This window comes from Pseudomonas sp. GG8, from assembly GCF_052976945.1.
In genome coordinates this window covers 3,812,965-3,837,342 of sequence record NZ_JBRIIP010000001.1, presented here as the reverse complement: position 1 = coordinate 3,837,342, position 24,378 = coordinate 3,812,965, and the positions used below count along the sequence as shown (strand labels likewise).

At 57.9% G+C, this 24,378-nt stretch carries 20 protein-coding genes; 10 read left to right on the top strand and 10 right to left on the bottom strand.

The window, feature by feature from the left end; translation table 11 throughout:
- The first annotated feature begins 23 nt into the window (after positions 1 to 23).
- Positions 24 to 395 carry a hypothetical protein gene (locus ACVBEG_RS18490; RefSeq protein ID WP_322180714.1) on the top strand — a complete coding sequence of 124 codons (372 nt, stop codon included), beginning with the start codon at positions 24 to 26 and terminating at the stop codon, positions 393 to 395.
- Positions 396 to 967: 572 nt separating this feature from the next.
- Here the strand turns inward: ACVBEG_RS18490 and ACVBEG_RS18485 are convergent.
- Positions 968 to 2,521, bottom strand: coding sequence for a glycoside hydrolase family 17 protein (locus tag ACVBEG_RS18485; protein ID WP_322180712.1), 1,554 nt, complete (start codon positions 2,519 to 2,521; stop codon positions 968 to 970).
- Positions 2,522 to 2,890: 369 nt separating this feature from the next.
- Between ACVBEG_RS18485 and ACVBEG_RS18480 the strand changes: the two genes are divergently transcribed.
- The 3 genes from ACVBEG_RS18480 (at position 2,891) to ACVBEG_RS18470 (ending at position 5,964) form a co-directional block, all read left to right on the top strand.
- Positions 2,891 to 3,745 carry a glycine betaine ABC transporter substrate-binding protein gene (locus ACVBEG_RS18480; protein ID WP_322180710.1) on the top strand — a complete coding sequence of 285 codons (855 nt, stop codon included), beginning with the start codon at positions 2,891 to 2,893 and terminating at the stop codon, positions 3,743 to 3,745.
- 252 nt (positions 3,746 to 3,997) lie between these two features.
- Positions 3,998 to 4,309, top strand: a complete 312-nt coding sequence (locus ACVBEG_RS18475; RefSeq protein ID WP_322180708.1) for a DUF485 domain-containing protein — start codon at positions 3,998 to 4,000, stop codon at positions 4,307 to 4,309.
- On the top strand, positions 4,306 to 5,964 hold the full coding sequence (locus ACVBEG_RS18470; protein ID WP_322180706.1) for a cation acetate symporter: 1,659 nt from the start codon (positions 4,306 to 4,308) through the stop codon (positions 5,962 to 5,964). Before ACVBEG_RS18475 ends, ACVBEG_RS18470 begins: the two co-directional genes overlap by 4 nt.
- Before the next feature lie 122 nt (positions 5,965 to 6,086).
- Here the strand turns inward: ACVBEG_RS18470 and ACVBEG_RS18465 are convergent, their stop codons facing one another.
- On the bottom strand, positions 6,087 to 6,245 hold the full coding sequence (locus ACVBEG_RS18465; RefSeq protein WP_322180704.1) for a DUF3309 family protein: 159 nt from the start codon (positions 6,243 to 6,245) through the stop codon (positions 6,087 to 6,089).
- A gap of 146 nt (positions 6,246 to 6,391) precedes the next feature.
- Between ACVBEG_RS18465 and ACVBEG_RS18460 the strand changes: the two genes are divergently transcribed.
- From ACVBEG_RS18460 to csrA, 4 genes are all read left to right on the top strand, one after another.
- On the top strand, positions 6,392 to 6,769 hold the full coding sequence (locus tag ACVBEG_RS18460) for a DUF2784 domain-containing protein (protein ID WP_322217357.1): 378 nt from the start codon (positions 6,392 to 6,394) through the stop codon (positions 6,767 to 6,769).
- Positions 6,770 to 6,875: 106 nt separating this feature from the next.
- Entirely contained in the window at positions 6,876 to 7,691 is an 816-nt protein-coding gene (locus ACVBEG_RS18455) for an SDR family oxidoreductase (protein ID WP_322180700.1), read from the top strand.
- A 99-nt stretch (positions 7,692 to 7,790) separates the two neighbouring features.
- Positions 7,791 to 8,123 carry a YnfA family protein gene (locus ACVBEG_RS18450; protein WP_322180698.1) on the top strand — a complete coding sequence of 111 codons (333 nt, stop codon included), beginning with the start codon at positions 7,791 to 7,793 and terminating at the stop codon, positions 8,121 to 8,123.
- Between the two features lie 178 nt (positions 8,124 to 8,301).
- Positions 8,302 to 8,496 carry a carbon storage regulator CsrA gene (gene csrA, locus ACVBEG_RS18445; protein WP_322180696.1) on the top strand — a complete coding sequence of 65 codons (195 nt, stop codon included), beginning with the start codon at positions 8,302 to 8,304 and terminating at the stop codon, positions 8,494 to 8,496.
- A gap of 6 nt (positions 8,497 to 8,502) precedes the next feature.
- Here csrA and ACVBEG_RS18440 read toward each other — a convergent pair whose 3' ends face one another.
- From ACVBEG_RS18440 to ACVBEG_RS18425, 4 genes are all read right to left on the bottom strand, one after another.
- Positions 8,503 to 8,730, bottom strand: a complete 228-nt coding sequence (locus tag ACVBEG_RS18440; RefSeq protein ID WP_322180694.1) for a YheU family protein — start codon at positions 8,728 to 8,730, stop codon at positions 8,503 to 8,505.
- A 109-nt stretch (positions 8,731 to 8,839) separates the two neighbouring features.
- Positions 8,840 to 10,036 carry an osmoprotectant NAGGN system M42 family peptidase gene (locus tag ACVBEG_RS18435; RefSeq protein ID WP_322180692.1) on the bottom strand — a complete coding sequence of 399 codons (1,197 nt, stop codon included), beginning with the start codon at positions 10,034 to 10,036 and terminating at the stop codon, positions 8,840 to 8,842.
- Positions 10,037 to 10,061: 25 nt separating this feature from the next.
- Positions 10,062 to 11,810 (bottom strand): N-acetylglutaminylglutamine synthetase, encoded by a 1,749-nt coding sequence (gene ngg / locus ACVBEG_RS18430; RefSeq protein ID WP_443690846.1) that lies wholly within the window; start codon positions 11,808 to 11,810, stop codon positions 10,062 to 10,064.
- Between the two features lie 3 nt (positions 11,811 to 11,813).
- The gene (locus tag ACVBEG_RS18425) at positions 11,814 to 13,586 is read right to left on the bottom strand and encodes an N-acetylglutaminylglutamine amidotransferase (protein ID WP_447108175.1); all 1,773 of its coding nucleotides are present in this window, start codon (positions 13,584 to 13,586) and stop codon (positions 11,814 to 11,816) included.
- A 579-nt stretch (positions 13,587 to 14,165) separates the two neighbouring features.
- Between ACVBEG_RS18425 and ACVBEG_RS18420 the strand changes: the two genes are divergently transcribed.
- The gene (locus ACVBEG_RS18420; RefSeq protein WP_322180540.1) at positions 14,166 to 14,402 is read left to right on the top strand and encodes a hypothetical protein; all 237 of its coding nucleotides are present in this window, start codon (positions 14,166 to 14,168) and stop codon (positions 14,400 to 14,402) included.
- Between the two features lie 121 nt (positions 14,403 to 14,523).
- Here the strand turns inward: ACVBEG_RS18420 and ACVBEG_RS18415 are convergent, their stop codons facing one another.
- The gene (locus ACVBEG_RS18415) at positions 14,524 to 15,102 is read right to left on the bottom strand and encodes a DUF4337 domain-containing protein (RefSeq protein ID WP_322180538.1); all 579 of its coding nucleotides are present in this window, start codon (positions 15,100 to 15,102) and stop codon (positions 14,524 to 14,526) included.
- 243 nt (positions 15,103 to 15,345) lie between these two features.
- Here ACVBEG_RS18415 and ACVBEG_RS18410 point away from each other — a divergent pair, with 243 nt between their 5' ends.
- Positions 15,346 to 19,971 (top strand): NEL-type E3 ubiquitin ligase domain-containing protein, encoded by a 4,626-nt coding sequence (locus ACVBEG_RS18410; protein WP_447108174.1) that lies wholly within the window; start codon positions 15,346 to 15,348, stop codon positions 19,969 to 19,971.
- A gap of 90 nt (positions 19,972 to 20,061) precedes the next feature.
- Here the strand turns inward: ACVBEG_RS18410 and ACVBEG_RS18405 are convergent, their stop codons facing one another.
- The 3 genes from ACVBEG_RS18405 to ACVBEG_RS18395 are packed head-to-tail and all read right to left on the bottom strand — an operon-like array spanning position 20,062 to position 24,290.
- Positions 20,062 to 21,150, bottom strand: a complete 1,089-nt coding sequence (locus ACVBEG_RS18405) for a lipocalin-like domain-containing protein (RefSeq protein ID WP_447108173.1) — start codon at positions 21,148 to 21,150, stop codon at positions 20,062 to 20,064.
- Positions 21,140 to 23,620 carry an FtsX-like permease family protein gene (locus ACVBEG_RS18400; RefSeq protein WP_447108172.1) on the bottom strand — a complete coding sequence of 827 codons (2,481 nt, stop codon included), beginning with the start codon at positions 23,618 to 23,620 and terminating at the stop codon, positions 21,140 to 21,142. Before ACVBEG_RS18400 ends, ACVBEG_RS18405 begins: the two co-directional genes overlap by 11 nt.
- 1 nt (position 23,621) lies before the next feature.
- Entirely contained in the window at positions 23,622 to 24,290 is a 669-nt protein-coding gene (locus ACVBEG_RS18395) for an ABC transporter ATP-binding protein (RefSeq protein WP_322217272.1), read from the bottom strand.
- Positions 24,291 to 24,378 lie beyond the last annotated feature (88 nt).

Genomic DNA, 24,378 nt, shown 5'->3' with positions numbered 1-24,378 from the left:
CGCGTTGGTTTCTGGAGTATTGCATGTCCCGCCGTCTGCCACTGATTGTGCTGCTGATCGTTCTGCCGCTCTGGCTCGCTGCCAGCTATGGTTTACGTTATTCGTTGATGGAGGATGCCCGCTGGGTCGGTCTCTGCGCCAACGAGGCATTGAACTGGGAATGCCAGATGCGTTCGAGCCTTGGGTTGATGATTCATTTCGGGGTGATCGCCTGGGCGGCGTTGGTGACATCGGTCATCGCTTTTTGTGTGCCAGGTCGGGCCGGATGGGGTTTGGCAGTGCTAGCGGTGCTGTTCGGGATTCCGGCGCTGGTGCTCTACAGTGCGAGCCTTGCAGTGTTTGCCGTAGTGATTGCCGGGTTGCGGTTGGTCAGAGCACCGCGCGCTGTGCGTTGATTCAACATCCAGAATCTCAAACCCCAGACAGCACTGAGGGGAGCCGAAGCTCCCCTCTAATCGTATTGCGTGCTCTTTTTTTATTATTGTAGGGTGGCCTGTTCTTGTTTTTGGCGACCTGTCCCTTTACTGCTGTTTTGTGCGATCCCATTGGGGATCAAGAGCAAACGTATTTTTTTGAGCGCTGACTTGCTTTGATCACTGATGTGACCCAACCCGTTGGTAGCTACCTGAGGTAGTTTTATTGTTCTCTGCCCGGTTGCGGGATCGAAACCCCGGTAAAGCCCTTCCACTCCAAAAAAATCTGTTAGCTGCGTCTCTGTCCGTGTTGTTCTTGTTATGTCAGAGCCGATACGTATTGTTTTTATTGGGTTGCTGCTTTGTTTTTATTTTTGTTGTGCAAGAGATATAGCATGAGCCGTGCCAGTTTATAGAAATCCTTTAAAATCAGTAACTTAAATAAAGTCGTATCGGTGCGTTCGATAAAAATCATCAGCATTTGTTTCCGTGTTACCCGAATGGGTACCGGCCTTTGTGTGGCCGGTAACACAATGGGTACATTCCCAGCCTGTTCAGGCGTGACGGACCCGCAAACAACGCCACAGCGCAGCGGTCAGCAGCAGGCTGACCAATGCCCAGCCCAATGCCTGCTGGCTGGCGAGCCCTTCCTGGAACAACTGCGGCGCGACACCGGCACCGACGATGAACGTCAGCAGCGCGACTTCCCGGCGCGGAACACGCACTGGCCGGAATAGATAGAACAAGGCGGGCAGTATCAGGGTCGGCGTGGGAAAGCTGCGGTAGCGCGGGTCAAACACCATGGCCAGCATCATCACCGCTGCGGCGAACCCCGTGGCGGTTACCCACCAACCGGCGCGGGCCTCAAACCAGAGGAATGCGCGAGCCCGCCAGCCGTCTTTGGCCGACAGCGCCAGCGCGGCATGGGTCAGCACCAGCAGATTCAAACCAACCAACAGCACGGCCCAGACCCATTCGCCCGCAAAACGATTAGTAATCCGTGCCAGCTCGCCCCAGGTGCCGACGCAGCAAGCACCCAGCGCGGCCAGCAGCGGTAAGACCAACGCCGCGCGTGTGGTGGACACGCGGCCAGCAACTGCCAAAGTCATCGCGAATAACAGCCCACTGACGGCCAGCCAGAAAGGCCAGTAAGGCAGGTTGGAAACCGGGCCTGCGAGCACGCCTTTCTCCTGGCGGTCTGCATCGAACAATCCCCAGTAACCGCCTACCGCGCCTTCGGCGGCGCGTTTCCACGGCTGGTCAAAGGCTTCTATCAGGTTGTAGTGCCAGCCGTTCTGTTCGGCCATGGCGACAAAACCACGAATGAATCGTGCTTCGTTGGCTCGGCTCGGCACAGCGGTTTCCCGCTGGCGACCTTCGCTGGGCCAGCCGGTCTCGCCGATCACGATGTCTTTGGGCGCAAAGCGACTGCCGAAGATCTGACGAATCTGTGCGACATGCTCCAGAGCGTCGTCGATGCCCTTGGGATCATCTTCCCAATACGGCAACAAATGGATGGTCAGAAAATCCACTGCAGGCGCGACTTCCGGGTACTGCAGCCAGAACTCCCACACGTCGGCGTAGGTCACCGGTTGTTTGACCTGGCCCTTGACCTGAAGAATCAGCTTCGCCAACTGCGAGCCGGTCACTTCCTTGCGCAACAGCGCTTCGTTGCCGACGATCACCGCAGTGACCACGTCAGCGTTGGTATTGGCCGAAGCGATCAGTGCATCGACTTCCTTGGCGGTGTCCACGGGATTGGCATTAACCCAGGCGCCTAGCATCAGCTTCAGCCCGTGTTTGCGCGCGAGCGCCGGAATGGCTTCCAGTCCGGTCATGGAATAGGTGCGAATGCATTGGAATCGGGTGGCGAGCAGGGCCAGGTCGGCATCCATCCGTTCCGGTCGAAGTTTGAAGGGCTGGTCGAACGGGGATTGATCCTTGTCGAACGGGGTGTACGAGGCGCACTGCAATTTGTGCGTAGGCGTGGCCGCGTCCGGCAGAATCACCGGCTTCCCCAGTCCATACCAGAAGCCGCAAAGGGCGAACAGACCAAGCAGACACGCGAACAGATAAGGTGCAACGGGAAAGCGGGAAATCGCAGGCATGATGGGGCCGTAATGGGGCTGAGGCCGGCATGTTACCTGTATTTTTCCAGGGCAGGAGAAGCTCTTTGGCGCTGACCTGAAGAGGGACATGCAAAGTTCGGGCGGACTAGACCACTTATTTAGGGTGGTTTGTCGTTGATGGATTGGTGATGTCGTTTCTCGGTGCCTTGAGGTCGCTGACAGAGCAGGAGGCATCCCCCTGCAGGTTGATTATCAAGGTGCCAGCACGGTGAATGTGTCTGTGCAGGTGAACAGGCGAAGCGTGAAGGGGCGGCAGCGCTCCAAAGCCGGGCATGAACTGCGGTCCCTAAAAACAACGTTAAACATGCTCGACATGTCGTCGGGCCTAGCACTTTCGGGGAAGTAACGATGAAGATTCGACGAATCCTTGGCGCAGGTGCCGCTCTGGTACTTGCGATCAGCTCCACGCTGGCGATTGCAGAAACTAAATCAACGCTTAGCATCGGCTATGTCGATGGTTGGTCTGACAGCGTTGCCACGACCCATGTGGCGGCTGAAGTGATCAAGCAGAAGCTTGGTTATGACGTCAAGCTGATGCCGGTTGCGACCGGGATCATGTGGCAGGGCGTTGCGACCGGTAAACTCGACCTGATGCTGTCGGCCTGGCTGCCAGTCACGCACGGCGAGTACTGGACCAAGAACAAGGACAAGGTTGTCGACTACGGTCCTAACTTCAAAGATGCCAAAATTGGTCTGATCGTCCCGGAATACGTCAAAGCGCAAAGTGTTGCCGACCTGAAAACCGATGACTCCTTCAAGAAAAAAATCGTGGGCATCGACGCCGGTTCAGGCGTGATGCTGAAGACCGATCAAGCGATCAAGGACTACAACCTGGAGGGCTACAAATTGCAGGCCAGCTCCGGCGCTGCAATGATTGCCGAGTTGACCCGCGCTGAAGAAAAGCATGAGTCCATTGCCGTCACTGGCTGGGTTCCGCACTGGATGTTTGCCAAGTGGAAACTGCGCTTCCTTGAAGATCCAAAAGGCGTTTATGGCGCAGCCGAGACAGTGAACAGCATCGGCAGCAAGGGTTTAGAGAAAAAGGCACCTGAAGTGGTGGCCTTCCTGAAAAAATTCTCCTGGAACTCCAAGGATGAAATCGGTGAAGTCATGCTCGCGATCCAGGACGGCACCAAGCCTGAAGTCGCCGCGAAAGACTGGGTTGCCAAGCACCCGGAACGTGTTGCCGAGTGGACTAAGTAAAAGCGCTTAAACGCGTCTACGTCGCACCTTTAAAGGCCATCTTGCATTACTGCAAGATGGCCTTTTGCCTGACTATAACTGCCCGCCATCCGCGCCCTCTCGCTTAATCATCCCCCTGCTTTATTCAAATAAGCGTGCGTCGTCGCGCATCGTAGCTAATGTCGTTCTAATACTAAGGTCGTCTGGAGTGCGCTCAGGACCAGACTAAAGTGTAATTCGTTCAAACTCATCTGTGCTGCGAGGACAAAAATAATGAACGACAGCATTTACATCTCGATTCAAAACAGCCCCCTTTTTAAGGAGCTGGTCTCAAAAAGAGAGCGGTTCGCTTGGATTCTTTCAGCGATCATGCTTGGGTTGTATGCGGGCTTTATCTTTTTAATCGCTTATGCGCCACAGGTTCTCGGGGGCAAAATCAGCCCTGAATCATCAATCACGTGGGGGATCCTGATAGGGGTCGGGCTGATTCTTTCAGCGTTTATCCTCACCGGGATCTATGTATACCGTGCGAACGGTGAATTTGATGACCTGAACAAAGCGATTCTGAAGGAGGCCCAACAATGATCCGGCGACTACTAACGGCCCTTGGCCTTGCTGTGTTCGCACCGACTCTGTGGGCGTCTGAAGCGCTTACCGGTGCAGTGCAAAAACAACCGCTGAACGTTGCTGCTATTGCCATGTTTGTGGTGTTTGTCGGCTTCACCCTGTGCATCACCTACTGGGCGTCCAAACGCACCAAGTCGGCGGCAGATTATTACTCGGCGGGCGGTAAAATTACCGGTCTGCAAAACGGTCTGGCGATTGCTGGCGACTATATGTCGGCAGCATCATTCCTGGGGATTTCCGCGCTGGTGTTCACCACCGGCTACGACGGCCTGATCTACTCGATCGGCTTCCTGGTGGGTTGGCCGATCATTCTGTTCCTGATCGCCGAGCGCCTGCGTAACCTGGGTAAATACACCTTCGCTGACGTGGCATCCTATCGCTTAGGTCAGACCCAGATTCGCACGCTGTCTGCCTGCGGCTCTCTGGTGGTGGTTGCGTTCTACCTGATCGCGCAAATGGTCGGTGCCGGCAAGCTGATTCAGCTTCTGTTCGGTCTGGACTACTACATCGCGGTGATTCTGGTGGGTGTCCTGATGTGCATGTACGTCCTGTTTGGCGGCATGTTGGCGACTACCTGGGTTCAGATCATCAAAGCGGTGTTGCTACTGTCGGGTGCAACCTTCATGGCAATCATGGTCATGAAGCACGTTAACTTCGACTTCAACACCCTGTTTTCCGAGGCGATCAAAGTTCACCCTAAAGGTGAAGCGATCATGAGCCCGGGTGGCTTGGTGAAAGACCCTGTGTCTGCGTTCTCTCTGGGTCTGGCACTGATGTTCGGTACCGCTGGCCTGCCACACATCCTGATGCGCTTCTTCACCGTGAGCGACGCTAAAGAAGCTCGCAAGTCGGTGCTCTACGCAACAGGCTTCATCGGCTACTTCTACATCCTGACCTTCATCATCGGCTTCGGCGCGATCCTGTTGGTAAGCACCAATCCGACCTTCAAAGACGCTGCTGGCGCGCTGTTGGGCGGTAATAACATGGCGGCGATTCACCTGGCCGATGCAGTCGGTGGCAGCTTGTTCCTGGGCTTCATCTCTGCGGTAGCGTTCGCTACCATCCTGGCAGTGGTTGCAGGTTTGACCCTGGCTGGCGCAACAGCGGTGTCTCACGACCTGTATGCCAGTGTAATCAAGGGCGGCAAAGCCAACGAGAAAGATGAGATTCGGGTATCGAAGATCACCACTCTCGCACTGGGTGTTCTGGCTATCTTCCTGGGCATTCTGTTCGAAAACCAGAACATTGCGTTCATGGTTGGCCTGGCGTTCTCCATCGCGGCAAGCTGTAACTTCCCTGTCCTGTTGCTGTCCATGTACTGGAAAAACTTGACCACCCGTGGCGCCATGATTGGCGGCTGGATGGGCTTGGTCAGCGCAGTAGGCTTGATGATCCTTGGCCCAACCATCTGGGTAACGATCATGCACCACGAGAAAGCCATCTTCCCGTATGAATACCCGGCGCTGTTCTCCATCGCCATCGCGTTCATCGGTATCTGGTTCTTCTCCATCACCGACAAGTCCAAAGCGGCAGAGGGAGAACGTGCCTTGTTCTTCCCGCAATTTGTCCGCTCGCAGACTGGCTTGGGTGCCACCGGCGCCGTCGCTCACTAACGTCTGTTGATGTCATGAAAAAAGCAGCCTTCGGGCTGCTTTTTTTATGGACGTGAAAACGGTTATTTTTGCTGAACCATAAAAAACCCCGCTATAAAGCGGGGCGTTCTGCAGCCAGCGGACTAGATCCTGCCGAGCAGGACCAGGATTAACAGAATGATCAAAACAGTCCCGATGATGCCCGATGGCCCATAACCCCAGTTTCTGGAGTGCGGGAATACCGGCAGGCCGCCAACGAGCAGCAGGATCAGGATGATGATAAGAATTGTGCCGATGCCCATGACGAGTTCCCTCTTGGTGAGTGGCTTCTGCAGTTCACGCAGTTAACGCCCAATGCGTAAAGTGTGTGCTGCTTAAATGATCCGACTGCGGCTGTTTGAAAAAAGTCCGTGGTCTGTGTCGTAATATTTCATGGGGGGGCAGAACTGTGCTTTATCACATCGCCGCCGATGCCGTTGTCCTCATGCATGTGCTGTTTATTCTCTTTGCCTTGTTCGGTGGATTACTGGCGATACGTTGGCGCTGGCTTATTGCACTGCACCTTCCGGCGGTTGCATGGGGCGCGGCTGTCGAGATATGTCATCTGTACTGCCCGCTTACACCGCTGGAAAACGAGTTGCGCGTGAAGGCGGGTGATCAAGGTTTCAGCGGTGGGTTTATCGAGCATTACCTGATTCCGCTGATCTACCCTGCGGGGCTTACGCCGCAGACCCAGTTGTGGTTAGGCGCTGGGGTTGTGGTGATCAATGGGGTGGTTTATTTCTGCTTGATAAGACGTCATTGGCGTCAGCGCAACGCCTTATAAGCCGTGGGTTTGCCCTTGGTATTCAGCAATTGGATGGTGAGGTGTTACGGGGATGACCTTCGCTACACTGCGACTCATCTTCCCCGGAACAACAAGGCATTCCCCTATGCAAAATCGCATGATGATCACCGGCGCCGGGTCAGGCCTGGGTCGCGAAATCGCGCTGCGCTGGGCCCGTGAAGGCTGGCAGTTGGCGTTGTCGGACGTCAATGAGCCTGGCTTGCAGGAAACCCTTAAGTCAGTACGCGAGGTTGGCGGCGACGGTTTTATCCAACGCTGTGATGTGCGGGATTACAGCCAGCTGACGGCCTTCGCCCAAGCGTGCGAAGAGAAGTTTGGCGGCATAGACGTTATCGTCAACAACGCGGGCGTTGCCTCCGGTGGCTTTTTCAGCGAGCTGTCGCTGGAGGATTGGGATTGGCAGATCGCGATCAACCTCATGGGCGTCGTCAAGGGCTGCAAGGCGTTTTTACCGTTGCTGGAAACGAGCAAGGGCAAGATCATCAATATCGCGTCAATGGCCGCCTTGATGCAGGGCCCGGCCATGAGCAACTACAACGTGGCCAAGGCCGGCGTCGTGGCGCTGTCGGAAAGCCTGCTGGTCGAACTGCATCAACAGGAAGTCAGTGTTCACGTGGTATGCCCGTCGTTTTTTCAGACTAACCTGCTCGATTCTTTCCGTGGTCCAACCCCGGCGATGAAAGCCCAGGTTGGCAAACTGCTGGAAAGCTCGCCAATCACCGCCAGCGATATTGCCGACTACATCTTTGAGCATGTCGCCCAAGGCGAATTCATGATCCTGCCCCACGAGCAAGGACGCATGGCCTGGCAGCTGAAACAGAAGAATCCGCAGATGCTCTACGACGAGATGATTTCCATGGCCGAAAAAATGCGCGCCAAGGCAAAGCCGGGTCGCGAGTAAGTAGATCGCATGCCACTGTTTTCGCGAAGGCTTGCTCCGCCTCCAGCATGCAGTTAGGGTTGCCGGCATCTGCCCCAGCAACCTTGACGAGATGCCGACGTGCTCAACTATCTGTGGTTTTTTCTTGCGGCGTTGTTCGAGATCGCCGGTTGCTATGCATTCTGGATGTGGTTACGCATGGGCAAGAGCGTGTTATGGGTGCTGCCGGCGCTGCTCAGCCTGACACTGTTTGCGTTGCTGTTGACCCGAATCGAAGCCACATACGCCGGACGTGCCTATGCGGCTTATGGTGGTATTTATATCGTTGCATCCATTGGTTGGCTGGGGCTGATCGAGCGGGTTCGGCCACTGACGTCCGATTGGCTGGGCGCCGCACTCTGCGTAATCGGCGCCAGCATCATCTTGTTCGGCCCACGATTTTCTAACGCCTGAGAAACCCAAAACCTGTCTGCGTTGCTGACTTCTCCTATGGTTTTGATCGCCATGTGGCCCTATTCCGTAGGATCGGTCTGGCCGGAATGAAGGGCATTACTGATTTACTGCAGATGCATTGAAGAGGCCGATTTCGCCGTGCAGTCTTTGCTCTTTGTAACAAAAGAGGGCAGGGAAAATGCTTATATTGACGCGAGAAGTTGGAGAGACCTTTTCAATTGGTGATGACATCACCGTGCAAATTCTGAGCGTGAACGGCAATCAGGTCCGGCTGGGAATTACCGCACCCAAGCACATCAAAATCAATCGAGCGGAAGTCTTCAGACGCATCGCCAGTCGTTTGGCGGAGCAAGAGCCGGAGCCCACGGCGTGACCGGTATCAGTCGAACCATTCCTTGGGCACGTCGTGTTTGAGCATCAGTTGGCACTGCTGGCTTTCCGGTTCGAATACGATCACCGCCCGACCCTTGCCCAAGGCATGACGCACCCTCAGCACGCGGGTTTCCAGCGGTGTCTCGTCGCCATTGTCGGTGCCGTCACGGGTGACGAAATCTTCGATCAGACGGGTAAGGGTGTCGGCTTCAAGTTGGTCGTAGGGGATCAGCATGGGGTTCTCGCATGAATTCCCGCGATGCTAGCGCGGTTGAGGTCAGCAGGCTACATCCCAGGACGATGCTTCCATCCGGGCGGCAGGAGGTTTCCCACCGCCCTATGCCTCAAACCTCCTCGGTGCGCTGACCGATCAAGCTCTCTACAGCCGGTACCCGGGTGTCGGATTCCATCTGGGCATCATGTTCGAGCTGATGGCTGAAACGCTCCAGCGACCCTTTCGCCGGCTGTGCATCGCTGGCGAACACCGGCGGGCTGAGCATGTAGGCGCCCAGCAGACGGCTCAGGGCACTGAGGCTGTCGATGTGGGTGCGTTCATACCCATGGGTCGCATCACAGCCGAAGGCGAGCAGGGCGGTGCGAATGTCATGCCCGGCCGTGACGGCAGAGTGCGCATCGCTGAAGTAGTAGCGGAATAAATCCCGGCGTACCGGCAGTTCGTTCTCGGCTCCCAGGCGCAACAGGTGCCGTGACAAGTGGTAGTCGTAAGGGCCTCCTGAGTCCTGCATCGCGACACTCACTGCATGTTCGCTGGAATGCTGACCTGGGGCGACCGGGGCAATATCGATCCCGACGAACTCACTGACATCCCACGGCAGCACGCCTGCCGCGCCGGTACCGGTTTCTTCGGTGATGGTGAACAACGGATGGCAGTCGATCAACGGCTCGGCGCCACTGTCGACAATTGCTTTAAGTGCAGCCAGCAGGGCCGCGACGCCAGCCTTGTCGTCCAGGTGTCGCGCGCTGATATGCCCGCTTTCAGTAAACTCTGGCAGGGGGTCGAACGCGACGAAGTCGCCGATGCCGATGCCCAGCGATTCGCAGTCGGCACGGGTGGTGCTGTAGGCATCCAGACGCAGCTCGACATGGTCCCAACTGATCGGCATTTCATCCACCGCCGTGTTGAACGCATGCCCTGACGCCATCAAGGGCAGGACACTGCCGCGTATCACCCCGGTGTCCGTGAATACGCTGACCCGGCTGCCTTCGGCGAAACGGCTCGACCAGCACCCTATCGGTGCGAGGGACAGACGCCCATTGTCTTGCACCGCTCGTACGCTGGCGCCGATGGTGTCTAGGTGTGCGGAGACGGCACGGTCGGGACTATTTTGCTTGCCCTTCAAGGTGGCGCGAATGGTCCCGCGTCGGGTCAGTTCAAAGGGAATGCCCAGCTCTTCCAGGCGTTCGGCGACGTAGCGCACGATGGTGTCGGTGAACCCGGTTGGGCTGGGGATCGCGAGCATTTCCAGCAGGACTTTCTGCAGGTAATTCAGATCCGGTTCGAGGATTTTTGCAGGGGTCATGAGGGGCGCTCCTGAAGCGATGCGGTTAGCTGTGTGCCGGCAGGCTGTGTGGAAACAGCAGGTCGACGAAACGTTCGGCGGTCGGTTGCGGTTCATGGTTTGCCAGGCCGACCCGTTCATTGGCTTCGATAAACACGTACTCCGGCTGGTCGGCAGCGGGCACCATCAAATCCAGGCCCACCACCGGAATGTCCAGCGCTCGAGCCGCACGTACGGCCGCATCGGCGAGTACGGGGTGCAGGATTGCCGTGACGTCTTCCAGGCAACCGCCGGTGTGTAAATTGGCGGTGCGTCGGACCGCCAAGCGCTGACCCGGTGGTAACACGGTGTTGTAGTCGAACCCTGCGTCGCGCACTGTGCGTTGGGTTTCTTCATCTTGCGGAATACGGCTTTCTCCCGATGTAGCGGCCTCACGACGTCGGCTCTGCGCTTCTATCAGCGCGCCAATTGCATGGTGACCATCACCGATGACTTCGGCTGGTCTGCGGACAGCGGCTGCCACCACCTCGAAGCCAATCACCACGATGCGCAGGTCCAGTCCCGGGTGATAGCTCTCGAGTAACACCCGGCTGTCGAACGGGCGGGCGCGCTCGATGGCATTCTGGAGGTCTTCAATCGTGCGCAGGTCCACGGCGACGCCATGACCCTGTTCACCATCGAGCGGCTTGACCACGATCTGCCCGTGTTCGTTCAGAAAATCCAGATTGTCATCGACGTTGCCTGCCAATTGCTGGGCCGGCAAATTCAAGCCTGCGGCCTTGAGTGCATGGTGGGTCATGCTCTTGTCCTGACACAGGGTCATGCTGACGGCGCTGGTCAGGTCACTCAGGGATTCACGGCAGCGCACACGACGTCCGCCATGACTGAGGGTGAACAGGCCGGCGTCGACGTCATCGACCTGTACGTCGATACCACGTCGATGGGCCTCTTCGACGATGATCCGCGCATACGGGTTGAAGTCTGCTTGTGGTCCTGGCCCGAGAAACAAGGATTCATTGATACCGTTCTTGCGTTTGATGGCGAAGGTCGGCAGGTTGCGGAAACCAAGCTTGGCGTACAGGTTTTTGGCTTGCAGGTTGTCATGCAGCACCGAGAGATCAAGGTAGCTCAAGCCACGGCTCATGAAGTGCTCGATCAAATGCCGCACCAACACTTCGCCCACACCCGGCCGGGTGCATTGCGGGTCAACGGCCAGGCACCACAGGCTGCTGCCGTTCTCCGGGTCATGAAAGGCTTTTTGATGGTTGAGGCCCATCACGCTGCCGATCACGGCATTGCTGCTCTCATCTTCGGCAATCCAGTACACCGGCCCACCTTGATGGCGCGGGGTCAGCAGGGCAGGGGCGATGGGCAGCATGCCCCGCGCCAGGTACAGGTTGTTAATCGACTGCCAATCCGCATCGTTCTGCGCACGGCGAATACGAAAACCCCGAAACACCCGCTGTGCCGGACGGTAATCGCTGAACCACAGGCGCAAGGTATCGGACGGGTCGAGGAACAGCTGTTGTGGCGATTGCGCCAGCACCTGCTGGGGCGCCGCGACATACAGGGCGATGTCACGCTCGCCGAGCTTCTCATTGAGCAAGTCGTCAGCCAGCGTCGCCGGGTCAGGATAGGTGTGCCCGATCAGCAGCCGGCCCCAGCCGCAATGCAGGGCCAGAGGTTGGGCGTCAGGCTCGCTGCCGTCTTCCGCGAAGCGTGCTTGCAGGCGCTCATAAGAGGGCGCCTGGCCGCGCAACAGGCGTTGGCTAAAAGCCGAAGCATTGTGTTTCATCGATCAAAGTCCTTGTTCGCTGAGCCACAGGTTCAGCGCTGCGAGCTGCCATAGCTTGGAGCCGCGCAAGGGGGGCAATTCGCCCTCGGGATCGGTCAGCAGTTTGTCGAGCATGGCCGGGTTGAACAGGCCTCGGTCCTGACTCGGGTCGAGCAATAGGTCGCGTACCCAATTCAGCGTGTCGCCCTGCAAATGCTTGAGCCCCGGCACCGGGAAATAGCCTTTTTTGCGGTCGATCACTTCGGCCGGGATCACCCTTCGCGCCGCTTCTTTGAGTACCTGCTTGCCGCCATCGGGCAACTTGAAGCGCCCCGGTACTCGGGCCGACAGTTCGACCAGGCGATAGTCGAGAAACGGCGTACGCGCTTCCAGACCCCAGGCCATGGTCATGTTGTCGACACGTTTCACCGGGTCATCGACCAGCATGATCGTGCTGTCCAGACGCAGTGCTTTATCCACAGCGGCGTCGGCCCCAGGTTGGGCGAAATGCTCGCGGACAAAGTCGCCAGCTGCGTCATTGGCGGTCAGCCACTGGGGCTGCACGGTGGCGGCGTATTCGTCATACGTGCGGTCGAAGAACGCTGCGCGATAGGCCGCATAAGGGTCGCTGGCGCCGTCCACTTGTGGGTACCAGTGATACCCGGCGAACAGCTCATCGGCACCTTGCCCGCTCTGCACCACTTTGCAGTGCCTGGCCACCTCTCGCGAGAGCAGATAGAAGGCAATGCAGTCATGGCTGACCATCGGTTCGCTCATGGCACGGAACGCCGCAGGCAACTGCTCGATGATTTCGCTTTCGTTGATGCGCAACTGGTGATGTTGAGTGCCGTAGTGTTTGGCGATCAGATCCGAATACTGAAATTCGTCACCGCGTTCGCCGCCGGCATCCTCAAAACCGATGGAAAAGGTCGACAGCTCCTTGACCCCGACTTCCCGCAGCAGGCCGACCAGCAGGCTGGAGTCGACGCCGCCAGACAGCAGAACGCCGACATCCACCGCTGCACGTTGACGAATCGCCACCGCATCACGGGTGCTGTCCAGCACCCGGTCAGTCCAGTCTTCGAGGGTCAGATTCGCTTCATCGGCGCGCGGGCCATAGGGCAGATGCCACCAGACTTTCTGCTCGGTCTTGCCGCTGGCGTCGATGCGCATCCAGCTGGCAGGTGGCAGTTTTGCAATGCCCGCGAGCAGGGTGCGCGGCGCTGGAACCACGGCGTGGAAATTCAGGTAGTGGTTCAGGGCGACCGGGTCGAGCATCGGGCTGATATCGCCGCCTTTGAGCAGTGCAGGCAACGATGAGGCAAACCGCAGGCGCTTGTCGGTGTGTGACAGGTAGAGCGGCTTTACGCCCAGTCGGTCGCGCGCCATAAACAAGGTCTGGGTGTCACGTTCCCAGATGGCAAAGGCGAACATGCCGTTGAGTTTGGGCAGCAGATCGACGCCCCAGGCGTGATAGCCCTTGAGCAGCACTTCGGTGTCGCCGCCGGAATAAAACGGATAACCGAGTGCTTCCAGTTCAGCGCGCAGTTCCGGGAAATTGTAGATGGCACCGTTGAACGCCAGCGCCAGCCCCAGCTGATTGTCGACCATGGGCTGCGCCGAGCCTTCGGACAGGTCCATGATTTTCAGTCGACGGTGACCAAGAGCGATAGGCCCCTGGCTATGAAAACCCCAGGCGTCCGGGCCGCGAGGGGCCAAATGATGGGTGATTCGTTCAACCGCCGCGATGTCTGCCGGTTGATGGTCGAAACGTAACTCTCCAGCTAATCCGCACATGGTGCATAAACCCTATGTGTTCCGGACCCTCCAAGGCTATGGGTGCTTGGCACGTACCACCGCGGTGCTTCATGCCGAGCGCAGTCGTTTTCACACAGCCTGTTTCAGGTCCTGTTTTGGAACGGACATAGTGCTCTGATCTTTCACCCGTCCCCTCCGGCGCAAGCGCATCATCAGAGCGCGCCGCCGTAAGTGGTCTGACTTTTTCGAGTGCATGCAGAGCCCGATCGTTCAATAAAATTTCCCGTGTGGCTTTGGTCGGGAGCTTTTCCCGGACGTTTTCATCGACGTGTATCCGACAGGTTCGGGCGTTTCGCTGTCGCGGGTCGACCTCGCTGCCGCGCAGGGCCATCAACGCTCCCGGGCGCGACAGGTATAAGAAAGCGCCTGGAAATGACGTAGGGGGATAGGGCGTCACATGCATCGGAAAATTAATCGACAAGCTCCACTACTCTGGCCCCGGTTTTTTGGGGGGGGACCTTGTTTTTATGGGGCAGAGGGGGACTTCGCGGAGTGGCGTGATTTCAATTCATGGTCTATTTGTGTATTCCGGCGCGGGGCCGGCTCAAGGAGATTGCCATGCATTTGGTTGTGGAAAGACCTTATCCCGTGGACTATATCCATCCGAACGGAGAGCAAGCAAAGATTGACTTCATTTGGGGAGATCCAAAAAGTATGGCGCCTATCGGAATTACTATTTGGCTCAAGGCTGGCAATGACAGGGTAAAGCTCGGCGAGGAAATGGGCGAGTGGCGCACCTTCGGCGAGGCCTTGCGACACGGTATTGATCTCGCGTTCACCTGGCTTGGTCGCTGAAACCGAACGTTTGATGACAGGGCTCATGCCGCCAGCAGCTGTTCTTGCTGGCGGGGTGGACGGCTCGATGATTGAATCGGCCTTTGCCGTGGCCGACGATAAGAAGGGACTCTGGTCCGACTTAAATATGGAACCACGCCAGTGTGCCCAGCACGACACTGACACCCACTGCGCTGTACGCCACCTTTTTGAGCCACTCCTTGCGCGTCAACAAGGTAATCGCCGCCAGCGAAATAGCGATCTGAATCGCAGTCATCGCCTGCGCCCAGCGGTGATGCTGATGCAGTGCCAACTCTGACTTTTCATCCCACTCTCGAGCCTCTGTTTCGAGGGCCTCGGCGTTCTTGCGCACGATTTCTTTCTCATTTTTATAGCGCAGGGCTTCGGCGGTGTAATGCGCGGCATCGAGGCCGGGGATATGGATCGCCAGTTCAGAGAGGTTTTGCCGGCTGGATTTAGCCTGGTAGTAATTCCACAGGTTGGACGCTTCGGTTTTCTTGATCGCGGCGTTGTTTTTGTCCATGGCCGCTTCGCTCTCCGTGGAGCCGGCCTGATAGCTGAGCAATGCGCCGAGGGTCGCCATAATCGCCGTCATCACCGCTATCTTGCCCGCGAAATTGTCGCCGCTGGCATGGGCGTGTTCGTTGACGTGTTTCAGGTGATGTTCGTGCGGACTGGGGACTTCGAAGTCTTCAGACATGGACGTTGGTCTTTGGGAGTGGATAAGTGGTGAAGTGTAAAGGTAGTCATCATCGAAGGCGCTATTTCTCGACGTGCCGGGCACTATTTTTTCGACCCAGAGCACACCCTCTGCGTTTAGCCAATTCCCACACGGTTATGCAAAACAGAAGGGCTGATTTCGTCGGTGCTAATTGTGTACCTCAGTTAAACCTTTCGAATGCATAACGTGGTCAGTCCTATTCATGCCAGCAGGTTGTGTTTTATGACTGTTTCACCTCGTTCAAACGCTAAAAATCCAGTTCAACCCAACCTCCATTTCATCAAGAGCAATACCCCCGCCTGGCTAAAAGAGGCAGACCCCACGCTACGTGAAACCCTGCGGGTGCAAATGGCAGTCAGTAGTTTTTCGAGAACGCGGGTCGCCGAGGTGCTTGAGGAACTGCAGAGCATTGACACATTCGCCGAGCCTTTGTTGACCAAGGCGTTGCAAGACTGGTTCAACGTGAAAGTCGATGTGCGCACCGCGATATTCTTTAACCTCAACGTCGACTACAGAACATCCAGCAGCAGTCTGCTCGAAGCTGCGCTGCAAAACTTCGAAGCGCACGAGGGTAAAGACGGCGCCTTCAAAACAGGCTCTGGCGTATTCCTCAATGAGCACTCTGGAGAGCGTCTGCCTATTACCCCTGAACAGTTCGCCCGTGCCTGTCGCAATCTGAACCTGGGGCAACTCTATCAGGATCACCTCGATTCGGTATTTCAGCCCTACACCGGGCTGGATGAAAACCCTGTGGCGGTACGTGCTAATCGTCGAGCGCTGTTCCTGGTCAGTGAGCGGGATGCGCTATCGGTTGAAATCACTGTCGCGCGCATCAAAGGGGATATCAGCGAAAGCGCCCATCAGATGATGTTGCAGGTGGCCGCTCAGCGCTCGGAGGCGTCACTGCCGAGTGTCGTACGATTGACCCTGTTCGAGACGCCGATCCATAAAATAGTGGTGATCAGCGCGGATCGAAGCCATGAGGATGGAAAGGCGTTGCCCTGCGTGGCGTATATCCCGGGAGACCCCCTGCACCCGTTGAAGGAGTACGCCTCAACTGCTGATTTCGCCAAGGCGCTGACCGAGCGTTTGGGGTCAGCGGATTATCAGCAGTTCTTCAGTCGTTTTATCACTCAACGGCAGCGGCCAGCTTTTTTCAAAGCCCTGAACACACGTCTTTTCCCTTCGCTGCCTTACCGCGTCTTCACCCCAGACCCTGTTCTGCAGAAGGGCGCAGTTGGCACGTCCTTGATCAAGAGAATGTTCCCCAGTCCAAGTGCCATCTGGACGCAAACGCTGGATAAAAATGCCACCCTGAGCTTCGGCGAAACGCCGTTGGTGGGTAACCTGTTCTTGACCCTTTACCGTCAGCAACTGCAACAAGTGCTCGATGATGCGCGCTACTTGGTGGTGCGCACCGACGATGAGGATTTCAAGAGCAGCCTGGCCTTCTACGATGAGTTTCTGAGCATTGGTTTGAGTGTCCTGAATCTCGCGGCCTTTTTCGTTCCGGGTGTGGGCGAAATCATGATGGTGGTCGCCGGCGCGCAGCTGTTCAACGAGTTATTCGAAGGTGTCGAGGCCTGGAATCATGCGGAAGTCGAGGAAGCGCTGGCGCACCTTTTTGGTGTGGCAAGCAATGCCGCCTTGATCGTTGCGTTGGGGGCGAGCGGGGCGTCCCACGTGCCGGCCGTTGAAGGTTCGGCCTTTATCGACACGCTGATCGAAGTAAAACTGGCCAATGGTCAGAGCCGTCTGTGGAAGGTTGACCTCAAGCCGTTTGAGTCTGACGTACTGCTGCCTGATTGGGTCGCGGCGGATGCCGAAGGGCGCATCACGCTTGAGGGCAAGGACTACCTGCCATTGAACGACAAACTCTATCGGATAGCGCTTGATCCGGCGATCAACACCTGGCGGCTCAAGCCCCCGGTCTATGTCGAAACGTATTCGCCCCTCCTTGAACATAACGGCGCAGGCGCATGGCGGGTCGAGGGCGAAAGCCCGCACAGCTGGCAGATCAACACGTTATTCAAGCGGTTGGGGTATTCGGTAGATTCCTTTTCCGAAAAAACAGCCGAGCACATTCTGGCACTCACAGGGACCGATGAAACGCTGCTGCGCAGGATCCACCTGGGAAACCAGGCCCCGACACCACAGTTGGCGGACACCATAAAACGGTTTCGACTGGACCAAGAGTTGGTGCAGTCCGGTGCGCACGAGGACTTGCCCGCAATATTCAACGCGCAGTATCAGGCTAGCGAGGCCTCCGCCGATCCGCTCATCAATGTGATCAAACGGGACTTTCCGAGCATTACAACGGCAGCCGCCAAGGAGATCATTGTCGAGGCTAATGCGACCGAAATTGCGCAGATGACCGGGCAGCAACGCATTCCTTCGCGACTGGCGGGACAAGCCCGTGTTTATGTACGGGAAACACAACTGAACCGTGCCTATGAAGGTTTTTTCCTTGCCTCGGGCAGTGCGCACCCAGACACCCTAAAGCTCGCGCTGATCTCGCTTGAAAAACTGCCGGGCTGGCCGACAGACCTGATGATCGAGGTCCGACATGGCTCGACGGGCGGCGAGTTGCTTAATCGTGTCGGCAGCCCGACGGCATCGCAGGTTAAAACGCTGGTCAAGCGTGGCAAGACTTATCAGGCTCATGACAGCGAGGGCAACGAGCTACACGCGCCTGCTGATTTTTTTACGGCGGTCATGCAGGCGTTGCCGGACTCGGCCCGCGAGTCGATTGGCGTGTCCGGCGTCTGGAACGTCAGCCAGTTCAGAGAGCGTTTGGCCGCAGTCGCCATGGGTCAACGTGATCACGCGGCCAGGGTTCTCGGCCAATCGCGCGCCAAACAGAGCTTCACTGTGCCGTCCCGTCTATCCAATAGCCGAATCGGCTACCTGTTGAGTGGACGTGGGGCGATGGCAGCGGCTGTTGTGTACCAGCAAGAGAGCGCAGAGGCGCTCAGCGAAAGACTGCGCACGTTTTATCCTGAAAGCGCTGATGCGGGCCACGTCGACCGGTTGGCCGGCCGAGATGTAGCGCGGGTCAGCGCGCGTTTGAATGAGCAGATTCAAGCATTTGGCACTTTGCGCAATGCGCTGGACGGCTGGGTCGATATTTCGGAGTCCAATCCGCTGCTGACTGCGCTGGAACGTCAAACAAGAGGGCGAATCGCAGACGAACTTTCTCGTGCCTGGCGCTACAGCGAGCATGTGATAGCCGTCATGCCAGAGCCGCGCACTACGTTTAGTCTCGATTCCGTTACCTTGCCTGACCTCTCCGATCTGCCGGATCTGCCGGATTACTACAGCAAAATCGAAGAAATCATCCTAAGCAATGTGACGGCTGATGCCGAGCAGTTCGATGTGTTCTTGAGCAAATTTACAGGGCTAAAAGAGCTGTCTATTACTAACGGCGGGCTTTCACGTGTGCCTGCGGGGCTGACCGGGTTCGCCCAACTGAATTATGTGTCCATAGCTTGTCAGGACATGGTGATCAATCAGCAGGCCATGGATATATTCGTTGCTATGCCTCGGTTGCTGACGCTGGATCTGTCGGGCAATACATTGGGCAGCTTTGCCGGTAGCAGCGGATTGAGACTGGACGTGTTAGCCCTTGAGTCGATGGGGTTGACCGAATGGCCGCAGTGGGTCGAGGACATTCCACTGCAGGAACTCGACATATCCGATAACCAGATCGTGCATTTACCCGATCATATTTTGCAGAACCAACGCCACAGCAACCAACATTTGACTGTCAGGGCCTACGGGAATCCGATTTCCCATGACGATCTGCAGACCGCATGGGTCAATGACAGTGGCTGGAATCAGCGATATTCGTTGCTTGCGGATTATCCGGACGACATCAGGGCGCTTCACTCACGTCGCTCGTCGCCCTCGGAGTCTGAGGCTTCGGACGATCTATTCTCCGCTCCTGAATCTTCAGACTCGGAGCCACCGACTCCAGATCCGCAGGCCGCGGAGGGTGTGCATCTCTGGCAAGTGCCGGGAAGTGATTCACTGAACAGCCGAATCGAGCTCGCGTGGCAACGGGTTGAGGAGACCAACGATGCCCCCGACCTGCTATCGCTGATTCAACAATTGCGAGGCAGCGAGGATTTCAACCGGGTCCGTGAAGAACTGACCATTGAAGTACTTGGGGTGCTGGAGGCTGCGGCAGAAGACGCTGAGTTGCGAGGCACTCTGAATGCGCGAGCTGCACAAGGTTGTGAAACCTGCACAGACGGTGCGCGCTTGCTGTTCAGCGATGTTCAGGTGGAGGTCTACAGCCGAAATGCCCTGTTGAACGTGCCCGAGGAAGGCAAAGGCGGTGTTTTGTTCAAGCTGGGTAAGAGTCTGTTTCGTCTCGAGGCCGTCGAAGCAATCGCCGAGAAAGATATCGCCACCAGGAAGAGCATGAGATTGCTCGTCGATGAAGCCGAGGTACGTTTGGCTTATCGAACGGATCTGGCTGACCGGCTGGGTTTGCCTGCACAGCCCCACGGCATGAATTATCGGCGGATAGCGGGGGTGAGCGAGGATGCGATCATCAGCGCCGAAGGCACCGTTTTGCAGCGTGAACAGGCGCTTGAGTACGTTGACTCGATGATCCAGAAGCGCTTCTGGAGCGATTACTTGCACCAGCACTATGCGGCTCGGTTCGAGGAACGACTGGCGGCTTTCGATCTCCGACTCGAAGACCTCACAGCGGCACCCCCGGCAATGGAGGGTGAGTATCTCAATCAGGTGAATGCCTTGCGCCAGGAGCGAGAGGAAGAAGAGCGGCGCGTGTTGAGCGAGTTGACCTTGCTGGAGCGGTGGACGTTGGAAGGCATTTGATCACGGTCATTTGATCGTCTCCCGCAGACTGCCCGGCAGCCAAAGTGCCTTCGGCTGTCGGGAAGTGTCGGGTGTGAGCCCTCGCTCGACTTAATACCCGGTCATTTCCAGATACCCGGTGCCCGAATGACTTCCGCTCAACTGCACCGGGCCTTCCCAGTACGGGATGCGCAGGTTCATCCAGGCATTGGGGTTTAGCGCGGTTGTGGTGATGTCGAGGTGTTTTTCGGGGATTTTCACTCCCCAGCGGGTTGGCAGCGCGTGCCCGGCGACGTCACTCGAGGTCAGTGGCGTGAGCTGGATCTCTGGCCCCTTCAATACCTGTGTCTGGCCGTCAGCGCTGATCCAGGTGCCTGTCAGATACGGCTCGCCGTTTTTCTGCCGCATCCGGTACAGCATCAGTTGTTCGCCGCTGTCCAGGTGCATGGAAAACCAGTCCCAGCCCGTTTGATTGGCGGTCAGTGGCTGGCTGCTCCACTCACGGTCCAGCCAGGCGGGGCCCGCTACCTGATACGTCTTGCCGTCTATTTCGACGGTGCCCTTAGCTTGGAAAAATGGCTGGCTGTAGTAATACGAGGCTTGGCCCTGTTCTGACTTCTGACTGAAACCTTGCTCGCCTTGCAGCACCAGCGGCTGGCTGGTTGTCAGTTGCAGTCGATAACTGAAATTCTGTCCACGGGCGTGCAGTTGCATGTTTGCCAGCGGGTTTTCGAGGCCTGACTGGCTGTCGAATGTCCAGTCATCGATCCACGCCTTGAACGGCGAGGCGTTAACCCCGGCCTGCTCGACGCCGCCGCGGGCGTAACGTTCGGCGGCATAGTGCCGGCTGGCCGAGGTCACTGCGGCATGGCCCATCCAGATCGTTTGATTGCTCCAGCCCTGCACCTGGGTATTGGCTTTCAGCGCGTTGCGAAACAACGTCCATTGCACGCCGAAGGTCCGGCCCTGGTCATCCTTGAGGTTGGCGGTAACGTACCACCACTCGATGCGGAAACCGTCGTGGGGGCCGTGATCCCGAGGAAAACTGAACACCTTGCCCGGGACGACCCGAGCAAACGTCGAGGCCTGGTTACCCAGCCCGGCAAAACCATCGGCAGGCGGCTTTTGATCATCGCAGGCACTCAAGAGCAGGGTGCCGAGCAAGAGCCATAGCCATAGCCATAGCCATCTAATCCTCATTGGCAAAGGTCCTCAGCAGGTCGGCCGGGCGACTGCGATACAGCTTGATCAACGGCCACGCCGAGGCCAGCAAGGTCGCCAGCAGGGCCAGCCCCATCAACTGCACCAGTTGGGCAGGGAACACCTGCAACGGCAAGCGCCAGCCAAAGGCTTGCACATTGATCACCGCGTCCAGGCACCAGGCCAGCAGGAGACCCAATGGCAATGCGAGTGACAGCGTTAGCACTGCCAGTAGCCAGGTTTGTCCCAGATTGAGCAGCATCAGTTGGCGTCGGGTCACGCCCAGTGCCCACAGCGGCGCCAGTTGTCCGAGCCGACTCTGGCTTTGGGTCAGCAGGCTGATGAACAACGCCACTCCCGCGACCCCCAGTGTCAGGCTATTGAGCGCGGCAGTGGCGGCGAAGGTGCGTTCGAAGACCTGTGTGGACCAGCCCTTGAGCCGACTTTGATCGACGATGCGACTGTCTTCCAGGGCAAAGCGCGACTGAAGTTCGCGCACCAGCGGCGGCACCGACACAGGGGCGATGCGCAGATTGAAGCGATTGGGCGACAACTGCGGCCAATAGCGCAGCAGGTGTTGAGCGTTGACCAGCAGATGGCCCTTGGGATTGCCGTAGTCGGCGTAGATCGCGACGATGCGCGGCGACCACTGACCTTGTGGTGTGGGAATCGTCAATTGATCGCCGACCTGAACCTTGAGCCTGCGTGCCAGTTGCTCGCTGAGCATCAGGGTGTCGTCCCGGGCCAGTTGATCCCAGGGATCGTCCGCCTGAGTGTCCAGCAACGGCCAGTGCTGACGGTAGGTCGGGTGGTCGATCACGCCGACTACATCCGCAGGCCAGCCCTGTAGCTGGATCGAGACCTGCCAGGTGGGTAACACGGCCTGCACCTGTGGCTGCTCGTTGAGCCAGGCCTGGAGGCTACGTGCCTGGGCCGGGTTCTGTGGGTTGAGGTATAGCTCTGCGGTCAGCCGTTGTTCCAGCCAGTTATTGAATGTCTGGCGAAATCCCGAGGTCATGCTGCCCGCACCGATATTGGCGGCCAGGGCCAACAACAGCGCCATCAGAGCCAGGCTCAACGCCGGTAACTGCTGGCGGCAATCGGCAAGAAACCACTGGCCCAATACCGAACGACTGCGGCCCAGTAAGGCTTTAAGCAGCGCATTGAGGAGCACCGGCAGGCTCAGTGCCGCGCCCAGCATCAGGGCGGCCATCAGCACAAAACCGCTGGCCAGGCTGTCACCCAATAACAAGGCCAACAACGCCGTCACGCCTGCGATGGCCGCCACCCACGCCTGGCGTCGCAACCAGCGAGCATAGGCTTGATGCCAGGCCTGTGCGTTGGCTAGGGCCAGCAGTGGCAACCGCGCTGCACGCAACAAGCTGCTGGCCCCGGCCAGCAATGCACCGAATAGACTCAAACCCACACCACTGGCCCACCAGAACGGGCTCAAGCTCAATTGTCCGGCCACTTCGGCGCCGTACAGGCCCCGCAGGCTGGCGGCGACATCGGGTAACAACAGGCTGGCCAGGAAGTAACCGCTGACGACCCCGGCGAGGCCTCCCAGCAAGGCCAGGCCACCCAGCTCCACGCCCAGGCTGAGGATTAACATACGGGCGCTGACACCGCAGGCGCGCAGAGTCCTGAGCAGTCCGCGCCGCTGCTCGAGTGCCAAGCCAATGGCGGCATGCACGATAAATAAACCGACCACGAACGACAGAAAGCCCAGTGCATCGAGGTTTAAATGAAAACTCTCGGTCAGGCGCGACAAGTTGTTTTCTTCACCGCTGCTCTTGAGCACCAGTTGCCCGACCAGTTCAGCAGGCAATGCCGGTTGTGTGGCCGCAAAGTCTTTAGGCAACAACAGCCGCGAGACTTGGTCAGGCATGCCCAGCAGGTGTTGGGCGAAGCTGATATCCACCAGCAGTAACCCCGGGGCCATGTCGGCCTGACTGTGCAGCGGTGGCAAGGCCAGCCCATTCTCGGTCAGGGGTTGGTCACCTTCGTGATAACCCAAGACCTGCAGGGTTTGCGGGGCGATCCAGGTGCTGCCCGGCGGGCTGAAAAATCCAACGATCTGCGCCATGTCCAGGGCTTGCCCGGCCACCGCCGAACCGCCTGGCAGCGACACCGGTTCGATGCCCATCAATTGCAGGCGCTGATCGTCATGCCCCTTGAGCGAGAGGCGTGCTTGCAGCACTGGAGACACCGGCCAACCCGCGCGGCGCAGACTGACAAACACCTCCTGAGAGAAGGACGCGCCATTCGGTGCGCTCAGACTGGCTTGGGGTTCGCCACCGATCAACTGGCTGGCACGGGCGTAACTTTCCCGCGCCTGACTGTTCAGCGCTTGCACGCCGGTCAACAGGCTGGTCGCCAGCCACAGCCCGGTCAGCACGCTGAAAAACTGCACCGGGTGCTGACGCCAATGGCTGAGCAGGGCGTGTAATGTCCAATAAAATACGCGCATCTCAGCGCTCGCCGACATCGGCCAGTCGCCCGCGATGCAGTACCACTCTGCTTGCCAATCGAGCCGCTACTCGCGGGCTGTGGGTGACCATCAATAAACTGGTCGGGGTGTTTTTCAGCAGGTCCAGGAGCAGTTGCAGGACTTCATCGCTGGTGGCTTCGTCCAGATTGCCCGTGGGCTCATCGGCCAACAGCAGGCCTGGACGCGAGGCCAGCGCGCGGCCGATGGCAACCCGCTGTTGCTGGCCGCCGGACAGCTGTTCCGGGTAGCGCTTGAGCAGCGCGCCGAGTCCCAGCCGCTCGATCAGCTGTGCTTGCCAGGACGGATCATAACGTCCGGCCAGGCGCGCCTGGAACGCCAGATTGTCGTCGACTGACAGACTGCTGATCAGGTTGAACTGTTGAAACACCAGGCCGATCTCGGTGCGCCGCCAATGGGCAAGCTGTGCTTCGCTCATTTGATCCAGACGATGCCTGCCGGCGCGGATACTGCCGCGATCGATCTGGTCCAGCCCGGCCACCAGGTGCAGCAGGGTGCTTTTACCGCTACCCGACTCTCCCATCAGTGCCAGACTGCTGCCGTGTTCGAGCTGTAAATCGACCCCTTGTAACACCGCCAGCGGGCCTTGTGGCGTCGCGTAGCTCTTGAACACGCCTTGCACCTGAAGCATGAAGTCACTCGCCTGACAAAGGGGTAGGCAAAGAATAGCGGGTGTCCGCCATCATGTGTCAGGCAGATTACGCTGCCCCCTTTTTGGA